This window comes from Lysobacter enzymogenes, assembly GCF_017168095.1.
In the GTDB taxonomy this organism is placed as follows: Bacteria; Pseudomonadota; Gammaproteobacteria; order Xanthomonadales; family Xanthomonadaceae; genus Lysobacter; species Lysobacter enzymogenes_D.
This window is the reverse complement of record NZ_LXSD01000477.1, coordinates 1-2,167: the sequence shown is the minus strand read 5'-3', so window position 1 is coordinate 2,167 and position 2,167 is coordinate 1. Positions and strand designations below refer to the sequence as shown.

Sequence of the window (2,167 nt, the reverse complement as noted above, 5' to 3'; positions counted from 1 at the left end):
GGCGCCGGCGCGCCGGGCGCCGCGGCGGCGGCCGGAGCCGCGACGGGCGCATCCGGAATGCCGTCGCCGTCCTCGTCCTTGGGCGCGTTCGGGTTGGCCAGCTTCACCGTCAGCTTGAACTCGTACGGCAGGCCCTTACCGCCACCGCCCTTGGCCTCGATGATGGTCAGGTCCGGCTTGCTCATCCAGCCGGAGACCTCGAGGTTGCGCATGTAGGTACTGACGCGGGCGTTGGACTGCGCGCGGCCTTCCAGGGTCAGGGTCTCGGCGTCCTGCTTGATCGCGGTCAGCACCGCGCCGTCGGGAATGGTGCGCACCAGCGAATCGAACAGGTGCACCATCTGCGAGCGGTTGGACTGCAGCTTCTCGATCACTTCCTTGCGCGCGAGCAGCTTGGCCTTCTTCTTGTCGAGTTCCTCGATCTCCTTGATCTTCTTGTCGACTTCGACGATCTGGCCGTCGAGGAACTCGTTGCGCTTCTGCTGGCCGCCGATTTCGTTGCTGTAATAGAAAACGATCAGCACCGACAGCGCCGCCGCGGCCAGGGCCGACAGGCCCAGCATCGCGACGAATTCCTTCTGCCGGGCCTTGCGGCGCTCGGCGCGCCACGGGAGGAGATTGATGCGTGCCATCAGTCGAAGCTCCTCAGGGCCAGGCCGCAGGCGATCATCAGCGCGGGCGCGTCCTGCGCCAGTGCGTGCGCCTGCACGCGCGGCCCCAGGGTCATGTGGGCGAGCGGGTTGGCGACCGTGGTCGGGATGCCAAGCTGTTCTTCCACCATTTCGGCGATGCGCGGGATCGAGGCGCCGCCGCCGGCCAGTACGATCTGGTCGACGCGGTTGAACTCGCTGCCGGCGTAGAAGAACTGCAGCAGGCGGCTGACCTGCTGGACCATGGCTTCCTTGAACGGCTCCAGCACCTCGGCCTGGTAGCTCTCCGGCAACCCGCCCTGGCGCTTGGCCAGGCCGGCTTCCTCGTAGCTCAGGCCGTAGCGGCGCATGACCTCGTCGGTCAGCTGCTTGCCGCCGAACACCTGCTCGCGGTGATAGAGGCTGCGGCCGTTGCGCAGCACGTTGAGCGTGGTCATGGTCGCGCCGGAGTCGACCAGGGCGACCAGGCCGTCGCGCGGGCTGCTGAGGGTGTCGGCGAGCAGCGCGAACGCGTTCTCGATCGCGAAGGCCTCCACGTCCATGACCTTCGGGGTCAGGCCGCCGAGTTCCAGCGCCGAAGCGCGCACCTCCACGTTCTCCGAGCGCGAGGCCGCCAGCAGCACCTGGACCATGTCCGGGCTGCCCGGCATCGGGCCGAGCACTTCGAAATCGTGGTTGACCTCATCGATCGGATACGGCACGTAATTGGCCGCTTCCAGTTCGACCTGCGACTCCAGATCGTCCTCGTCCAGGTCGGCCGGCATGCCGATGACGCGGGTGATCACCGAGGAACCGGCGACCGCCGCGGCGGCGTGCTTGGCGCGGGTCCCCGAGCGGGCCACGGCGCGTTTGATCGCCTCGCCCACCGCTTCGACCTCGACGATGTTCTTTTCCACCACCGCGTTCGGCGGCAACGGCTCGACCGCGTAATGCTCAACGCGGTAGCGATTGCCGGCACGCGAAAGTTGCAGCAACTTTACCGCGGTCGAACTGATATCCACGCCGACGAGAGCCGGCTGGCTTTTTGTGATGAGTCCCACAGTTATCTCCCCATGCCACAAGCGCTTACGCGCACTTCGTGTGGCCCCGGCTTAGATAACGGACTTTTCACAGGCTGGCAACCACTTCTTTCACGATTGCCAACCCAGTCGTGCTTTTTTGACCTTCGGCGTCACGTGACCGCCACGGTCAGTCCACCGGGGTGACACATGCCATGACAGCGACCGGAATCGCGCTTCGGCGGCGTCCGCGCAGCCGGGGCGTGCGTCGCGGCGCTGTTCCGAAGGCGCCGGCCCCGGTTCAGCCGATCCTGCTTGCGGGCTCGCGCGGCGTTCCGTGCCGGCCGCTGCAAATCGCGCGCGAAACGCCACCGCGCAGTGCGCCGGCGTTCACAGCTCGCGCAAGCCGTAGCCGCCGACGGTGAGACTGCGTGAGCGCTGCGACCGGCGCCACCCCCAGCCCCCCGGCGCCCCGCCGGGGACGGCCGCGCCGCTGCGACGGCGTTTCCGCCGCCCTCG

At 67.8% G+C, this 2,167-nt stretch carries 2 protein-coding genes; both read right to left on the bottom strand.

Annotation, left to right across the window (positions count from 1 at the left end):
- A partial coding sequence (locus A7A76_RS20005; protein ID WP_206412947.1) for a PilN domain-containing protein occupies positions 1–632 on the bottom strand: 632 nt, incomplete at its 3' end.
- Positions 632–1,690, bottom strand: a complete 1,059-nt coding sequence (locus A7A76_RS20000) for a pilus assembly protein PilM (protein ID WP_074864544.1) — start codon at positions 1,688–1,690, stop codon at positions 632–634. The genes A7A76_RS20000 and A7A76_RS20005, both read right to left, overlap by 1 nt.
- Positions 1,691–2,167: the final 477 nt, after the last annotated feature.